Here is a 16595-nt window from a genome sequence, read left to right as displayed (position 1 = left end):
GCTCGCGCTCAGCTCGGCGCCCCTCTTTCTGCGCCAGCAACAAGTTGTTTTTCCAAAGAATCGGCGGAAAGCGGTCTTTCGCTGCACGTGCAATAGAAACCTTTCTTCGGGGGAAAGCGGATGTTGGATTTCGTCCAATGCACGGGGTGTTGCATTTAGACGCCAGGGAATTCGCCAATACCAGCAGTCGGCTTTCCAAGAACATACTGTTTTTCTGTCTCAAATCTGAGCGTCCCGAAATCTCACAATTTGAATTTCCCGGGGAAAAGTCCGCACAAGAAACGTCTGATAAGATCAACAGAGCGTCGTCGTGAAAAACCCTGCATATCTGTTAGGTAATTGACCCACATACCTTCCAGCAAAGCCAGCGTTCCGGCGGTGGCATCGTTCACCAAGTTTGGGTCACGCTCGTTTTTTTGAGCTATCTCCTTAAACGCAAGCCGCAAGGTCTCGACAAGTTTTTGATCTTGGGTGCTGCTGTAGCGGGCAATACCTGGGTGTGAGCTCGCGATGCCGCGGAATGCATGCCAGATTTTCGTACTTCTTGGATTGAGCAGAGCTTCGGATAGGTCCGCCTCGATCACGGCCATCACACGGTCTTCGGGCGATGCATCCGAACCCAGGTCGGTCAATTTGTCCATTTCGGCATAATATTGAGCACTGAAATGCTGGGCTGCTGCCGTCAGCAAATTGTCCTTCCCGCCGAAATGCAAATGGATCATTCCGCGCGATAAACCAGAACGCTCGCAGATGCGGCTGACCGTCGTATCGGTGACTCCAATATCCGCGATAGAGTCCAGAGTCGCCTTGATCAGAAGTTGCTTATTGGCATCCGGAGCACGTTTCGAGCCACGTTTTCTTCCTCTGACGCTTTCCACTTTATTCAATAATTCCATCCTCTTGATGGCATCCCTCAAGTCTATCTCACAGGAAGATTGACACGAAAGACCGTTCTGGCGCAACATTTAATGGACGATCGTCCATTAGTGACTCGTGAAAATCCGGAAAGGAGGTTGGGTAATCTTTCGTAGCGAAGCATCCCGGGGCTATACCCTCAGCGCACCAGCCACAGCTTATGTGGGTTTTCTGGTGACGGCTCCATTGTTGATCCTGATCGCCTATTCGTTCTGGACGCAATCTTACGTAACGCTCGACAAGACGCCGACACTAAAAAATTATAGCGACGCGTTTGCAGATCCTCTGGTCCGACACTTGATGCTAAGGTCGATCTGGATTGCCGGAGCAGTAACAGCAGTTACCGTCGCACTGGCATATCCCATCGCTTATTTCATCGCGATGAAGGCCCGGAAAAAGACCATCTGGCTTCTGCTCATCACCATTCCATTCTGGTCCAGCTACCTACTGCGCGTTTTTGCCTGGAAACTTATTCTAGGGTTCAATGGAGTGATGAACTCCGCACTGTTGATGCTTGGCTTGATTGACGAACCGCTGGACTTCCTTCTCTACAATGAATTTGCAGTCGTGCTGACGCTTGCTCATGCCTGGGCGCCATTTGCGATCCTGCCGATCTATGTCTCATTGCAGAAGATCGATCCAAGCTTACTAGAAGCCGCCACTGACCTCGGTAACAGCCCTTTTCAACGCTTCATGCGGGTGACGCTGCCACTAACCATCCCGGGGATTATTGCTGCTTGTCTGATCATATTTATCCCCACGGTAGGTGACTATGTGACCCCGGCACTGGTTGGAGGGTCGAACGGGAAGATGATCGCCAACCTAATTCAGGTGCAGTTCGGGGCCGCCAACAACTGGCCACTCGGCGCCACCCTTTCACTGATCGCGATGCTATCGGTTGGCTTTGTCGCTATAGTGTTTGTAATTACCGCCACCCGGCTAGGGAGGCGTATAAGATGAGACGCCCTTCGACCCTGACAGCCTACGCTTTTCTGTATTTGGTTTTTCTTTACCTGCCCGTCCTTTTTCTGCCCTTGTTTTCATTCAATAGCGGCACAATAGTTGCCTTTCCGATCAAGGGCTGGACGCTGGACTGGTATCGGAAGCTGGGCGAACAGGATACCTTGATCCAGGCCCTTTGGAATTCGCTTGGCGTCGGCACCGTCGTGGCACTTCTGTCTACCGCAATGGGGTTGTTCGCCGCTCGCGCCTTTGTTCGGTACCGTTTTCGGGGTCAGCGTGCTGCCGAAGGTCTGGTGATGCTGCCTTTGGTTATTCCCGGCATTATAGTTGCTTCTTCAATGCTGGTTCTGTTTCTGTTTGTCGGACTCAAGCCGTCTTTGCTGACCGTCGTTCTGGGCCATACATTTCTTGCGCTGCCGTTTTCCGTCTCGATCCTGAAGTCTGCGTTCGATGACTTCGATGCGTCGCTGGAGGAAGCATCTTACGATCTGGGCGTCGGCGTGTTCGACACCTTCCGCCGCGTGACGCTTCCGGTCGTTTCCCCGGGTATCGTAGCCAGTTTGTTGGTCACTTTCACAGTCAGCTTCGACGAATTCGTCCTCGCCTTTTTCCTGTCCGGCAACCAACCAACCTTGCCAGTATACATCTGGAGCCAGATTCGTTTCCCCGCCAAGCTTCCAAACGTTTTGGCCCTAGGCTCTATCCTGCTGCTTACATCGGTCCTGCTTTTGATGCTGGCTGAGTATTTCAGGCGCCGCTCATCCGCATCAGAGGTCAGATGACAGAAAAAAACATCATAGAACTCAGGGGCGTCGAAAAGCGCTATGGTACATTCCTGGCGGCTAGCGGGATCAATCTCGATCTTAAAGAAGGCGAGTTTTTCTCACTCCTCGGCCCATCGGGATGTGGCAAAACCACGGTATTGAGGATGATCGCGGGATTCCAAGAGCCGACCAAAGGCACTGTGCTGATCGACGGTCAGGATATGGATGGTGTGCCTGCTAATAACCGGCCGACCAACATGGTATTTCAGAGCTATGCTATCTTCCCGCACCTGAATGTCGGGAACAACGTGGCCTATGGATTACGCGGCAAGGCCCCCAAAGCCGAAATCGACCAGCGCGTAGCCGAAGCCTTGGAAATGGTCGAGTTGGGGGGGCTTGAGGATCGCGGCGCAAGTGAGTTGTCAGGCGGGCAACGGCAAAGGGTGGCGCTCGCCCGCGCGCTGATCATGCGACCCAAAGTATTGTTGCTGGATGAGCCCTTGTCGGCCCTGGACAAGAAGCTGCGCGAGCAGATGCAATTTGAAATGCGCAATCTGCAGCAATCGCTGGGTATTACCTTTGTGATGGTCACACACGACCAATACGAGGCGATGACAATGTCTGACCGCATTGGCGTGATGTTCAATGGGCGCCTCAAGCAGGTGGATACGCCAACAACGCTTTACGCCCGGCCTTGCGATCAGCAAGTTGCCAGTTTCATCGGTGAGATGAACATTCTGCCTGCCCAGTTGCTAAAGGAAAATGGCGATACGCTTTCAATCCACGCGAAGGCCTTTGGCCAAATGGAAATTGGAAGAAACCCCAACGTTGCAACCAGCGCCCGAGATATGAAAATCGGTATTCGACCCGAACAATTAGAAATCACCGCTGAAAAACCCGAAGACTATCCATCAACCGTTCAGGGCAAAGTCAGCAATGTGGCCTTCTATGGCGAGAACATTCACTACCACATTCAGGTTGAGGAAGCCGACGCGCCGATCGCGGTCTCGGTTCCGAACTACTTTCACACGGTTGATTTCAATCGCGGCGACGCAGTTTGGCTGGGAGTCCAAAGCGCCAGCGTGATCGATCTTGGCACAGACACAGAATAAGACAATGGGAGGAAAAAATGAAACTTCAGGGAATTGCGGCTTTCGCATGTGCGACGGCGATAAGTGCAGGAAGCGCCAGCGCCGGCGGAGCTGATCTGACGGTTTTTGACTGGTCGGGATATGAAGACCCGGGCTTCTTTGCCAGCTACATGGAAAAATACGGGAATGAGGCACCGAGCTATTCCTATTTCGGAAGCCAGGAAGAAGCCTTTACCAAGCTGAGTTCCGGTTTTACTGCTGATCTGGCACATCCTTGTTCCGACGCGGTCAGAAAATGGGTCGCAGCAGATCTGATTCAGCCGCTGGATGAAAGCAAACTGACCAATTGGGCCGATGTACTGCCCGAGATCAAGGAGGTCGACGCCATCGTTCTGGACGGCCAGCTTTACATGTTGCCGTTCGAATGGGGGAACACGGGCCTTATCTATCGCACCGACAAGATCTCGGGCGACGATATCTCACTGCAATTGCTGGCCGACCCGGCCTATGCCGGTAAGATCGCTATCCCGGATGCCGCATCATCTGCGTATGCGTTAGCGGCGCTGGCTACTGGAAATGCTGACGACTACACCAACTTGAGCGATGAGCAGTTCAAGGAAGCGTCTGACTTCCTGCGCTCGATCCACCCGAACATGCGCTTTTACTGGTCCGACGCAGGTCAGTTTGACCAGGCAATGACCAGCGGCGAGATCGAATTGGGTTGGGCCTGGAACCAGTCAGAACTAAACCTGATCTGGAATGAGGTGCCGGCCGCGATGATGCGAGACGTCGACAAGGGTATCGCGACCTGGGCGTGCGGCTATGTGCATCTGAAATCATCCACGACACCGGTCGATCAGGTCTATGATCTGTTGAACGCGCTTACCGACCCGGCCAGCGGTCAGTACATCATCGACAACTGGGGCTACCCGCATTCCAACGCAAAAGCGTTCGAAGTTGCCGATCAAGCCAACATCGAAGCCTATGGTTTCTCCGATCCAAAAAGCTTTTTCGAGGGCAGTTTGTTCTTTGATGCGGTGAACCCCGAGCTTGAGGCAAAAATGCTGGCGGAGTTTGAACGGATCAAAGCCGGCTTCTGATTCAACAATATCTCCGGGGCCAACCAGCCCCGGAACACAAACACAGGAAAACGCGTGAACATGTCAGACGCGAACCCATATGCTATGCTCTTGGAACCGGTTCAGATAGGGCCAGTCACTGCCAGGAACCGCTTCTATCAGGTGCCTCATTGCACCGGGTTGGGGCACCTCCGCCCAAGGGCGGATGCTGCCGTTCGTGGAATGAAGGCCGAAGGCGGGTGGGCGGTGGTTTCCAATCAGGAGACCGAGATTCACCCGACTTCTGACCTTTCTCCTTACGCCGAAGGGCGGCTATGGGACGCGCGCGATGTGCCCGCGTTGCGGCTGATGACAGACGCAGTACATGCACATGGTGCACTGGCGGCTATCCAGCTGGTTCATAACGGCAATCATGCGCAAAACCTGCTAACCCGCGCCCCGGTTCTTGCACCTTCCGAAATGTCCGTCGACACGACACACCCCAAGCAGGCGCAGGCTATGGATAAGGCCGACATTCGGGAATTCCGCCGTTGGCACCGCGAGGCCGCCTTGCGCGCGAAAGATGCCGGGTTTGACATCATTTATGTGTATGCCGGGCACAACATGACATTGGCGCAGCATTTCATGCTGCCACATATGAACCAGCGTAGCGATGAATATGGTGGGTCGCTCGAAAATCGCGTGCGTCTGACACGTGAACTGCTGGAAGACACTCACGAAGCCGTGGGCGACAGCTGCGCTGTGGCGTTACGTTTTGCTATTGATGAGATGATGGGTGCCGGGGGCATGCAGGTAACAGAAGAAGGCCGCGCCATTGTCGAGCTTTTGGCTGAGCTTCCTGACCTATGGGATGTGAATGTAGCTGACTGGTCCAATGACAGTGCCACGACTCGTTTTCAGCCAGAGGACGGATATCAGAACGCGTTTCTGTCCCACGTTAAGCAGATCACCCGCAAACCTGTGGTTGGTGTCGGTCGCCTGACGTCGCCTGACATGATGCTGTCGATGGTCAATAAGGGAATTGTCGACCTTATCGGAGCCGCGCGACCTTCCATAGCGGACCCGTTCATTCCGAAAAAGATTGAGAAGGGTCGCATTGACGAAATCCGCGAATGTATCGGCTGCAATATCTGCGTCTCATCCGACAATCTGGGCATCCCGATCCGCTGCACTCAAAACCCCACCATGGGTGAGGAATGGCGACGCGGTTGGCACCCCGAGATCATCGCGCCGAAAAAGAGCAACGCGGACACTTTGGTTGTTGGCGGCGGCCCTGCCGGTCTTGAATGCGCCATGCAGTTGGCAAGGCGAGGATATCAGGTGACGTTGGCCGAGGCGTCAGCCGAATTGGGCGGGCGGGTTACGAAGGAAAGCAAACTTCCCGGCCTCGCAGCTTGGTCCCGCGTCGTCGACTATCGTCTGCATGATTTAAAGCAACGCGGCAACGTTCAGCTGTTCACTGACAGCAGGCTTGATGGCGATCAAGTGGCAGAGCTAGGCGTCGAACACGTCTTTGTGGCCACCGGCAGCCTTTGGCGAACCGACGGCATGGGCCGTAGCACCCAGCGCCATGTGCCACAGATCGAGCAAAGCGCCAATGTGCTGACGCCTGATGACATCATGAATGGTGTTCTACCGCCGGATGGCCCGGTCATGATCTATGATGACGATCATATCTATCTGGCAGGAGTGATCGCCGAAAAACTTGCGACTGCAGGATACCAGGTGGTTTTTGTCACGCCGGAGAGTTTGGTTTCAGCTTACTCCATCAATACTTTGGAGCAGCCTCGCATTCAGGCCCGTCTGATGGAGCTTGGTATCGACATTCGTTGCAATCAGGTGCTGACGGCGGTTCAAGGTGACATGGCCCGCATCTGTTGTGCCTTTACTGGTCGCGAAATGGATATTCCATGTGCCTCGACAATTCTGGTCACTGAACGTCAGCGTGAGACGACGCTATATGACGGCTTGCGCGGGCTCAGGTTGAAAACCGTCGAACTTATTGGCGATGCCGCTTCTCCAGGGCTGATCGTCGACGCAGTCTTCGCGGGCCACCGCGCGGCCCGTGATTTTGAACGCCCCAAGGCAGAAGCAGATCAGGATTGGTTTCGCCGCGAGATAATCGATTTGGAGGAAACGAGATGAACAGCCGACCGTTTGAGTTGGATGCGCTGATAGCCTCGCACCAGTACGGCCACGCCCTGCCGCGCGAATTCTATACCTCCCAAGACATCTATAACTATGACATTGCCCGGGTCTGGAACCGCAACTGGCTTTGGGCAGGGCATGTCAGTCAAATCCCAAGCCCCGGTGACTACTTCCTGTTCGACTATGGCCCGGAGAGCATTATCATTGTTCGCGACCGCGATGGCGATATTCGTGCTCATTTGAATGTCTGCCGCCATCGCGGATCTCGCGTCTGCACTGAACAGTCCGGCAACGCCCGGGTTCTTGTTTGCCCCTACCACGCATGGACATATGAGCTATCAGGAAAACTTCGTGCAAGTCACAATATGGGGGAACAATTCGACCCGTCAAAGTTTGGGCTTCTTCCCGTTCAGGTGAGTGTCTTCAAGGGCCTGATCTTTGTCTGTGCCGATGCAAACACCCCATCACTTGATCCTGTCCTCAGCAAACTTGAGCCACTCGTCGAACCCTATGGCCTGAACGATTTGAAAGTAGCGCATACCGCGTCATTTCCTGTTCCCGCGAATTGGAAACTAGCGGTTGAGAACTACCTTGAATGCTACCACTGCGGGCCAGCGCACAAAGAGTATTCTCGCTCCCATAGCTTGAAATCACCGCAAGACATGGCTGGTTTGGTCGAGCCGCTAAAGGCTAGGGCTGTAGAAGCCGGGCTGTCACCCAATGAATTGACTCTTGTCGGCGACGCTGCGCTGACCCCATTTACCAGCGGGTACTATCGTCGCTATCCGCTTTACCAAGGCTACAAAACCGGCAGCCAATCGGGCGAGGCACTTGCACCATTGCTTGGAACGCTCAAAGGCTTCGACGGTGGCGCAACTGACTTTGATATTGGTCCATTGAATTGGTTCCTGATTTATTCGGATCACATGGTCGGCTACCGCTTCATTCCACGAGGCTTACAGGAAACCGACATTCAGGTGGTCTGGCTGGTTCGCGCTGACGCCGAAGAAGGCGAAGACTACGACAAAGAAGACCTGACCTGGCTTTGGCATGTCACATCTTTGGATGACGAACGCATCATTCGCCACAACCAGTCCGGCGTAAATTCTCAATACTTCCAACCGGGCCCCTTGGGCGAGATGGAAACCTCGATCCAGGACTTCTACGATTTCTATTTCAACATGATCAGCCCGGAACCAGAACAAAGGATGTCCGGTCATGGCTGAGGCAAAATCACGCCGTCGCGGCGGCGGCGGACGCGCCGCGCGCATAAAGGTTCAGCAGGCTACCACGGGCAATGAGGCCGTACGTGGAGGCCTAAGTGGCGGCCGCTATAAACCGCTGACCCAAGCAGATATGGAGAACATCCATCAAGCGGCCTTAACCGTTCTGGAAAACACGGGCGTTACCGACCATTTCCCGGAATTGCTTGATCTGGTGCTTCCCAAAGGCGCAGTTTTGAATGACCTCAATAGGTTGTGCTTCCCCCGCGCCCTTATGGAAGACATCCTGGCGGCTGCCGCCAGAGAGTTTTATGTCTATGCCCGCGGTGAGCGTGAAGGCAAAGACGACATGCATTGCTCGGCCGAGAGTGTCTATTTCGCCAACTCTGGCACGGCCGTCACAACCTTCGATTCTGAGACCAAGTCCTATCGTCCATCGGTTCTGCGCGACGTTTATGATTTCACCCGACTAGTGGACCGCTTGGACAACATCCATATGCTGGGCGACACAGTTTTGGCTACCGATGTGACCGATGATTTCGCTCACGATATGAACACCATATATGCAATGCTCGCAGGCAGCCAAAAGCCTGCCTGTCTGACCTTTCGCGACCGCAGCCATATCCCGCATGCCATCCGCATGTTTGATTTGGCTCAGGGTGGCGAAGGGGCTTTCATGAAGAAGCCAAGCGTCATTTTTGGCGGCTGTCCAATGGTTTCGCCGCTGCGGATCGGCAAGGAAAACATGGAGATCCTGATTGATACCGCCAAACTTGGCCTCACCGTCGATCTGGCTGTGCCTCCGCAAGCCGGGGCCACAGCCCCCGCGACGCTTGCGGGAACGTTGGTACAAACCGTGGCCGAAACGCTGGCCTGCGTTGCCATCGTAAACCTCATCACTCCAGGCTGTCCGTTTTGCTTTGCCGCCTGGCCCTTCATCACTGATTTGCGCAGCGGCTCGTTCACCGGTGGCAGCGGCGAACAAGCCCTGATCGGCGCGGCTGCCATTCAAATGGGCAACTTCTATGGTCTGCCCACATCCGTTGGCGCAGGCATGACCGATGCCAAATTGCCCGACGCGCAATACGGGTTAGAAAAGGCGCTGACCTTCACGCTTGCTGCTCATGCCGGTGCCAATCGCCTTTGCGAGTTTGGCGGTATGATCGGTAGCCTCATGGGATGTAGTTTTGAAAGTATGGTCATCGATGACGAAGCGGGTGGAATGATCCTGCGGTCGTTGCGCGGGATAGAGGTCACGGATGAAACCATGGCTGTGGATGTGATCCACGATTGCGCCATCGACCCCGGCCATTTCCTCGGCAACCCGCACACGCTGAACTATATGAACAGCGAATTCGTCTATCCGCGACTTATGGATCGTGAGCGTACAGACACATGGGAAAACGAAGGCAAAACAGATTTGTTGGACCGCGCCCGTGACAAAGCCAACTCTATTCTAAACAGTCATTTCCCCAACTATTTCGGCGCTTTGGACACCCAGGTGCGTGAAGAATTTCCCATTGTAATGAGCGCGGAAAGCATGACCAATCATGGATAACTCTAATGCCAAACAATGGGACAACGATCACTTCCTGCACCCGTGGGAAGGGATGGAAGCTTTAGGCAAAAATAGCCGTACTTTTGTCGAAAGTGCCAGCGGCATCCATCTAGTGAACGAAAAGGGTGAACGCTTGATCGACGGACCGGGAGGCATGTGGTGCACCCAGATCGGTTATGGGCGCGAAGAGATGGCCGAGGCCATGGCTGAGCAAGCTAGGAGTCTTGCCTATTTCTCGCCGTTCAGCAACACCAACTCGACTGCTGCGCGGTTCGCGCGCGAAATAGCCAAACGAGCGCCTGGAGATTTGAACAATGTCTTCTTTACCACGGGCGGCTCCACTGCGGTCGATACGGCTATCCGATTTGTCCATTTTAGAAACAACCTTTTGGGTCGACCCGAGAAAAAGAAAATCATTTCAAGGCAAAAAGCCTATCATGGAAGCACCTACTTGGCGGCCAGCGTCAGTGGAAAAGAGCGTGACCGGCTTTGGCTCGACAAAGCCGATGACCTCGCACATTTCCTGCCAGACGTGAATCCGCTCTACCGTTCACTTGGTCAAAGCGAAGAGAGCTTTCTGAAGGAGAAAGTTTCCGATCTTGAAAACGCCATTTTGGCGCTTGGCCCGGAAAATGTTGCCGCTTTTATCGCCGAACCGGTTCTGGCATCTGGTGGCGTGATCGTGCCGCCAAAAGGATATCACCAAGGCTGCCTAAACATCTGCAAGAAGTATGATGTTCTATACATCTCCGACGAAGTGGTGACAGCTTTTGGGCGATTGGGCCATTGGTTTTCGTCAGAGGCTGTTTTCGGCATTCAGCCGGACATAATAACTTGTGCTAAAGGAATGACATCTGGGTACGCGCCGATGGGTGCCGCGATTATCTCTGACCGATTGATCGCCGACGTTTCGGGAAAAGATGCAAACTTCTCAAATGGTTACACCTATTCTGGCCATCCAGTTAGCGCGGCTGCGGGTTTGAAGGGCATTGAGATCATTGAGCGGGAAAAACTTCTCGAACACGTTCAAATGGTCGCTCCGGTTTTTCAGGATCAGCTGCAGCATTTGCGACAGATTGACATCGTTGCCGATGTGCGTGGGATGGGGTTGATGGGATGCGTACAATGCTCAGTCGATGGTGATCCCAGGAGCGATCTGGGATGCGACTACGAGATTGGCGGCCAGATCGATATAGAATGCCAAAAACGTGGGTTATTAGTTCGACCTATTATCAATATGTGTGTTCTTTCACCGCCCCTTATCATCAGCGAAAGTGAAATTGAGCAGATGTTTTCTATCTTGCGCAAAGGGCTTGAAGCGACACGAACGTGGCTTGGCGGAATTTAGTGAACAATGAAGAGCTTGCGCCACTGTTGCGGATGTCCGCAGACCGGTATGCCACTGCAGCATTTGAATTCCCTCCTAAATGTCCGCAATGGGCCGTTGTCACACATCCCGACAAAATGACCTATCGGCAGCTTTGTCCGCATAGCAGACATTCGCCAAAACTCTATGAGCGACCGCTTCGAGCCCTTTGCAGACTTCTTGCCGCAACCCAGTTGCTGCAACCGCATCAGGCCGCTCGCAGCCCAAAGCGGACCTTCATCACAAAGCTTTGCAATCTCTGAGATGCGGGACGAAGCTGACTTTTCAGGTCCGGCTATGCGTTCCTTTCCTAGCAATAAATTTCGTAGTCTCTATCATGCTGGTTTTGCCCCACTGTCGAAGGAAACAACATGTTGCGTTCAATGCTTATCCCCGCAGTTCTCTTTGCGCCTCATTGTCTGACTGCTGCAGAGAAAGTGTCGGCAACGAACTTCTATGTCGTCAACCAAGAGCAAATTTCCGCGGGCGAGGACGTGTTCTGGAAAGAGGACAACTACGGGACTTATACCGTTGACGAGGGACCAATCGATCCTGGTTTTGTCCGGTGCGTGGGCTCGGGTTTCGGCGGACCCAGCGGTGTCAGCGGCGGTGGCGTCTGTGTTTATGGTGAAGAAGAGGACACGTTCACCATGAGATGGGAGGTTGTTGCCTTCGGTGTCAACAACTGGCGGATTGTTTCCTCCACCGGCAAATATTCGGGGATGACTGGAAGTGGAACGACCAAAACACGTGTGGCGTCAAAATTCCTGGCGCTACCGCACCGTATTTCTGACTGGGAAGGCGAGGTTGCCTTGCCCGCTAGGGATTGAAACTCGAACTGAAATGGTCGGGGATGATGCTGATTTGAAGGGTTGGCAAAGCCCGCATTGGGCTTGTTGTCGCCTTTCGTTACTTTTCACATTAATGACCGGTGCCAGCCCGAAGCGGACATTCTCGAAAGTTGGCACACTACTGCCGAACTTGATAGATTCGAAAAAAGGTTGCTATTGGGAAATGCGCATGACACGCCGACTTGCCGCCATACTTGCCGCCGATATGGTCGGCTACTCACGGCTTATGGCGGCTAACGAGGCGGGAACACTTGCTCGTCTCAAAGACCTACGACGGGACATCATCAATCCAAGTATCGAAAGTGCCGGAGGTGAGATTATCAAGCTTACCGGTGATGGCCTATTCGCACTTTTTAGCTCGGTCGTTTCTGCCGTTCAGGCCGCAGCGACGCTCCAGAAGGCGCTGCACGCCGCCGAAGCCGAGAGCTCCACCGAAAGCCGGATCAGCTTCCGAATAGGCTTGCACATTGGAGACGTAATCTTGGACGAGGGCGACATTTATGGCGAGGGTGTTAATCTTGCCGCAAGACTCGAAGGCATCGCTGACCCAGGCGGTGTCATACTGTCTGACGACGCATGCCGGCAGGTTCGAGGCAAAATCGAACACGACATCATAGACCTTGGCGAAGTAGCGCTCAAAAACATCTCCGAGCCAGTTCGCGCCTACAAATTGGCGATGGAGGGCAAATCAGATTCCACGCAAAACCAATCTCAACCCACTGACAAACCCTCCATCGCTGTCTTGCCCTTCCAGAACATGTCCAATGATCCAGAACAGGAATACTTCTGTGACGGCGTTTCCGAAGACATCATCACAGAGCTCTCGCGCTTTCCCGAGCTTTTCGTCATCGCCCGCAACTCCTCATTTTCGTTTAGGGGTCGCCCCGTCACCCATATAGATATCGCTCGAGAACTCGGTGTTCGCTACATGCTAGAGGGTAGCCTCCGTCGAGCCCAAAACCGCGTGCGCATTACTGCCCAACTCATCGACTGCACAAATGGAGCCCATGTTTGGGCCGAGCGCTACGACCGCACGCTAGACGACATCTTCGCGTTACAGGATGAGATTACACGCAGCGTGGTCGGCGCCATCGCCCCCCAGATATCCATTGCCGAAATAGATCGCGCGTCTGTGGCTCGAGATATCGACTTCAACTCCTACGACCTCTCGCTACGTGCAATGGCGATCTTCTACGCGGGAGGCTTCTACTCTCAGGATAAGTTCGATGAGGTCATATCGGTCTCTGATCGCGCCATTGATCTCGACCCGCGCAACGTCCAGGCCCATTGGATCAAAGCGTTTGCCTACCTGATGCGTTATCTATACCAGTTCGATGAGGACCCCACCGAAAACCTGGGCCTAGCTGAAAAAAGCGTTGAACCTCTGTTTCTTGGTGGTCAACTCGACCCGCGCGCCTTATGCGTTCGCGGTATGGTTCGTCATTTCCGTGGAGATTTTGACGGGGCCAACGCCGACTTCATTTTGGGCTTCACACTGAACCCGAACTTTGCCCGGAACATCTTCTTCATGGCCTGGCATGAGTCTTTGGTCGGCCGAACCACACAGGCGCGCGAACATGCCCACCTTGCCCTCCAGCTTTCCCCACGCGACACTGACCTCTGGGTAGGAGACGCCTATCTGGCGCTCGCCCAAGCTGCCTTCGCCGACGCTGATTTTGAAGACGCAATGCGTTGGGGTGAGCACGCCATTCAGATGACGCCGCGTGCGCCGATCCGCCGGGCTCTTATGATCGCCAGTGCCGCCCACCTCGGGCGCGCCGAAGCAGGCCTGCCACATGAGCAGGCGCTGGCGGATTTCGCCCCAGCGTTCCTAGACAGCATTGTCTCCGGAGCTTTGATCCTCTTCCGTCTACCCGAACACAATGCGCTTTTGGTCGAAGGCTTGAAGAAAGCTGGTGTTAAGCCGTAGAGTTGGTCAGGATGCCAAAGCTCGCAACTATCGCAGACAAATCGTGCCAAGGGCCAATCCAATTTTAGCGCAATGTCCTCGAAAGGTTCTAAGCAATCGCTCATTGCTTCAATCGGCGACGACTGTTTCCAGCCCAAAACGGACATTCGCAATTAGACTTTGCAATTCCCGAGAAGCGTGGCAGATCAACCATTTGCTCGCGCCGCGAGTGCTTGCGCAGCATCAGTTCACAGGAGCGGCACGAATGTCGATGCGTTGCTGCTGATGACGTCAGGCCAGTCATTCATAGCCACGAGGAAACCTTGATCACGTACCGCTCTGTCGCCGCACTCAGGCTCGACAAGAGAGACGCGGACTTCAGCTGCCATTCGCTGCTGCTCCGCCCCCAAATCCCTACAACAACAGATTAATGCCAAGTAACTTCTTTCGGCGGTTCACCAGGCTACTTGGTCACGTGCTTGTTTCACAAACACCTGCCTTAGCAGTACTAGCGTTGCGACGAGGGAAACTTCCTTGACTCTATTCTGGCAAAGGACCACAAACGTGCATTGGTGAAAATTAATCGTCGTCGCGATGCTGCCGGCCTCGATGATCCAATGGCCTTCAGACTAACTGTAGCATGTGCCCCAGCATAGGAACGGGTCGCGCTGGGGTCTTCGCGTTGAGCTCGTTCCTCGCAAGCATTCGCAACTGTCACCTGACATGCTCCAGTCATCGCGTGACCCATCAATGAAGGCGCCGTATGAACAGAACATGGCTTATAAATCGCGTGCCCGATGCCGGATAGATCAGGTCTCAGGCTCCGTTTCAATCAGTCACTCATCGTGTTTTCGCGCCGCGTTCTTTGTTTGATCCCGACACTCTTGGTGTTGCTCTCCGGAACGCAGCTTCCTGCCCAAGTCGCAGGCAATGCTGATGGATCGGTCTGTGACGAAGGCTTCGAAAACAAGAACGGATCGTGTCAAAGAGCAAACGCACCTGAAAATGCGCATTTTACCGGCAGTTCCTATGGTCCAGGTTGGGTATGCAACCATGGATTCAAGCGTGTTGGAGATTTTTGTGAGGAAATAGAAGTTCCTAAAAACGCATATCTTGCATCGACCGGAGATCGATGGGAGTGCAATCGGCTCTTCCGACAAGTCGGTGAAAGATGCGAAGAATTGATAGCGCCTCAAAATGGGTACGTCGGAACCCGGTTTGGCGCACAGGAAATACACTGCAACTGGGGATTTCGTAAGGAAAGCCAGACATGTGTTGCAATAGAAGTTCCAAAAAACGGTCGTCTGAGCGACAAAAGAAGCTCGGATGGGTGGGTATGCCTCAGAGGGTACAGGGCAGCGGAGAGCGGCTGTGAGCCTGTGGCCGTTCCACAGCATGCATACCTTGCGCCTGAAACCTACTCTGGATGGAAATGTGAACGTGGCTTTCGCGCAAACCAGGACAGTTGCGTTGCGATCCTAGTCCCTTCCAACGCTCATTTGAATCGAAGAGGTGATGGTTGGGAATGTAATCGGCCGTTCACAAGACAGAACGATAAGTGCGCCGAAAATATGCCGCGAAAATAGGTTCGCTAGAAATCAATATCGCCTGACAAATCCGGAAGGACCAAGCCGTGAACCATAACTCGATTGACGAAAACCTTGGCAAAATGCTCAAGGCCGAAAGGGCGCATTGCTGGTCCTACAGAGTAAAGATGTTTATCGCGTTATTGGTGTTTGTTGCGACCATAATTGTGGTGGTGTTTCTCTGATGCGCAAAAATGCCCCTCAAGTAACCCTTCACGGTTCAAAGATGTCAGCTCGTGGTCTGGAACAAAGAGCATTTCAGGATCGCAGTGTTCGTGAGTCGCGGAACGCTGACGTAGCAGGAGTGATTGAAGAAGAATTTGGAAAGTACTTGATTAAGGCCGGCATCCTGAGCGGTAACAGCGTTGCGCGCGCATTCCCCAAGCCACCGGCTAAAACGCAGACAATGATTGCTGATGCAGTCGGCGAAACACCAGCATTGGCCATCGAAGCATTAAAAGAAATTCTCGGTGAACGAGACAGGAAACGTAGCGGTCAACGCCGTTTGGAGAGAAACTCCGGCACCCTCGTTCCCAGTGAAAGAGAATATGCCGAGGCATTGCGACAGATTAGGCTCACCCCTGCGCAAGTCACTATGCTCAAAGCACTTACAATCGCAGGCAAGGACGGTCTGACCATTGGTCATTTGTCTCAGGCGGCCGGTTACAAATCGCGCGAGGCCTCCATCAAGGTTTTTAAGAAAATCGGACTATTGATCGCAGAATATCTGGAACTGGACCTACCCGAAGCCGGATCGGTGCAGCATGATGGCGCCGCTCAGGTCCTGGCGTTTTCTCACATCGAAAGTGACGATGAGCCAGCCACTTGGGTTATGCATCAGGAACTGCGCGACGCTGTTCGTTCGGTTCTATGACGCACGTTCCAGCCCCCGCTTTTGCAACGAACTCTGAACCGGAACAATTGCACGAAAGGTTGCTCACGTAGCTTATGTTGGAGAAAAGACCATATCCGCTCGACCTGATCTATGTGCCTGTGAAACGGGCGAAAACGCTTGATCAACAAAAAGTTCTGACGCTGGCAGAAGATATCCTGAAGAACGGCCAGAAGACCCCGATCCAGATACGCTCGGACAACAAGAGGTTCGTGCTGATTGAAGGCCTTCACCGATTAGAGGCCATTCG

At 53.7% G+C, this 16595-nt stretch carries 14 protein-coding genes; 12 read left to right on the top strand and 2 right to left on the bottom strand.

All coding sequences use genetic code 11. The annotated features are described in order from the left end of the window. The coding region (locus GOX45_RS21985; RefSeq protein ID WP_217350619.1) for a hypothetical protein at nt 1-205 on the bottom strand (205 nt) is incomplete at its 3' end. Nucleotides 206-242: 37 nt separating this feature from the next. Then, a complete protein-coding gene (locus GOX45_RS21695; protein ID WP_171104029.1) occupies nt 243-965 on the bottom strand; it encodes a TetR family transcriptional regulator C-terminal domain-containing protein in 723 nt (240 codons plus the stop codon). Nucleotides 966-993: 28 nt separating this feature from the next. On the opposite strand from GOX45_RS21695, the gene GOX45_RS21690 reads away from it, so the two are divergent. The 12 genes from GOX45_RS21690 to GOX45_RS21635 all read left to right on the top strand — a co-directional run. Continuing rightward, nucleotides 994-1875, top strand: coding sequence for an ABC transporter permease (locus tag GOX45_RS21690; protein WP_371809007.1), 882 nt, complete (start codon nt 994-996; stop codon nt 1873-1875). Further along, the gene (locus tag GOX45_RS21685) at nt 1872-2660 is read left to right on the top strand and encodes an ABC transporter permease (protein WP_171104027.1); all 789 of its coding nucleotides are present in this window, start codon (nt 1872-1874) and stop codon (nt 2658-2660) included. The genes GOX45_RS21690 and GOX45_RS21685 overlap by 4 nt, the downstream gene beginning before the upstream one ends. After that, nucleotides 2657-3754, top strand: a complete 1098-nt coding sequence (locus GOX45_RS21680) for an ABC transporter ATP-binding protein (RefSeq protein WP_171104025.1) — start codon at nt 2657-2659, stop codon at nt 3752-3754. Before GOX45_RS21685 ends, GOX45_RS21680 begins: the two co-directional genes overlap by 4 nt. A 17-nt stretch (nt 3755-3771) precedes the next feature. Beyond that, nucleotides 3772-4833: an extracellular solute-binding protein gene (locus GOX45_RS21675; protein WP_170572148.1), complete on the top strand. Its 1062-nt coding sequence runs from the start codon at nt 3772-3774 to the stop codon at nt 4831-4833. Nucleotides 4834-4893: 60 nt separating this feature from the next. Beyond that, nucleotides 4894-6957, top strand: a complete 2064-nt coding sequence (locus GOX45_RS21670) for an FAD-dependent oxidoreductase (protein WP_171104023.1) — start codon at nt 4894-4896, stop codon at nt 6955-6957. Continuing rightward, entirely contained in the window at nt 6954-8186 is a 1233-nt protein-coding gene (locus GOX45_RS21665; protein ID WP_171104021.1) for an aromatic ring-hydroxylating dioxygenase subunit alpha, read from the top strand. The genes GOX45_RS21670 and GOX45_RS21665 overlap by 4 nt, the downstream gene beginning before the upstream one ends. Beyond that, nucleotides 8179-9741, top strand: coding sequence for a trimethylamine methyltransferase family protein (locus GOX45_RS21660; RefSeq protein WP_171104019.1), 1563 nt, complete (start codon nt 8179-8181; stop codon nt 9739-9741). The genes GOX45_RS21665 and GOX45_RS21660 overlap by 8 nt, the downstream gene beginning before the upstream one ends. Further along, on the top strand, nt 9734-11089 hold the full coding sequence (locus GOX45_RS21655) for an aminotransferase (protein WP_171104017.1): 1356 nt from the start codon (nt 9734-9736) through the stop codon (nt 11087-11089). The genes GOX45_RS21660 and GOX45_RS21655 overlap by 8 nt, the downstream gene beginning before the upstream one ends. A 389-nt stretch (nt 11090-11478) precedes the next feature. Next, complete coding sequence (locus GOX45_RS21650; RefSeq protein WP_170337121.1) at nt 11479-11937, top strand: hypothetical protein; 459 nt, start codon at nt 11479-11481, stop codon at nt 11935-11937. Nucleotides 11938-12127: 190 nt separating this feature from the next. Next, entirely contained in the window at nt 12128-13888 is a 1761-nt protein-coding gene (locus tag GOX45_RS21645; RefSeq protein WP_171104015.1) for an adenylate/guanylate cyclase domain-containing protein, read from the top strand. A gap of 1671 nt (nt 13889-15559) precedes the next feature. Further along, nucleotides 15560-16327, top strand: a complete 768-nt coding sequence (locus GOX45_RS21640) for a hypothetical protein (protein WP_171104014.1) — start codon at nt 15560-15562, stop codon at nt 16325-16327. Between the two features lie 74 nt (nt 16328-16401). Then, nucleotides 16402-16595: ParB N-terminal domain-containing protein (locus GOX45_RS21635; RefSeq protein ID WP_171104012.1), on the top strand; the 194-nt coding region annotated here is incomplete at its 3' end.

This window comes from Ruegeria sp. HKCCD7255 (assembly GCF_013031565.1).
Lineage (GTDB): Bacteria > Pseudomonadota > Alphaproteobacteria > Rhodobacterales > Rhodobacteraceae > Ruegeria.
Note: the sequence above shows the minus strand (reverse complement) of the source record. Positions and strands in the feature narration are given on the sequence as shown.